At 70.1% G+C, this 412-nt stretch carries 1 protein-coding gene; it reads right to left on the bottom strand.

The features are described from left to right. Positions 1–412 (bottom strand): AMP-binding protein (locus RUGAMON1_RS32700; protein ID WP_445234433.1); only part of this gene is annotated, 412 nt, incomplete at both ends.

Raw genomic sequence — 412 nt, 5'->3', positions numbered from 1 at the left:
GAAGCGCTCCGCCGTCATTTCCGGCAGGTTCAGGTAGCCCAGCGCCACGCCGGCGCCGCCGATATACAGCTCGCCGGCCACCCCCACCGGCACCGGCTGGCGCCGCGCATCGAGCACGTACACCTGGGTGTTGGCGATCGGACGGCCGATCGGAATGCCGCGCGCACCGGCCGGCACCTCATCAATCTCGTAGGTGGTGGCGAAGGTCGTGGTCTCGGTCGGGCCGTAACCGTTGAGCAGATGTCGCGGACGGCTGCGTGCCAGTACCTTGCGCACCACCTGCGGGTCGAGCGCGTCACCGCCGACGATCAGGTAGCGCAGGCCGCCGAAGGCCGGCGCCAGCGCGTCGGCGTACTGGTTGAACAGCCCCACCGTCAGCCACAGCACCGTCACCCCTTGTTGCCGCAGCGCC

The organism is Duganella rhizosphaerae, assembly GCF_040364205.1.
Lineage (GTDB): Bacteria > Pseudomonadota > Gammaproteobacteria > Burkholderiales > Burkholderiaceae_D > Rugamonas > Rugamonas rhizosphaerae.
This window is presented reverse-complemented; position numbering and strand designations above follow the sequence as displayed.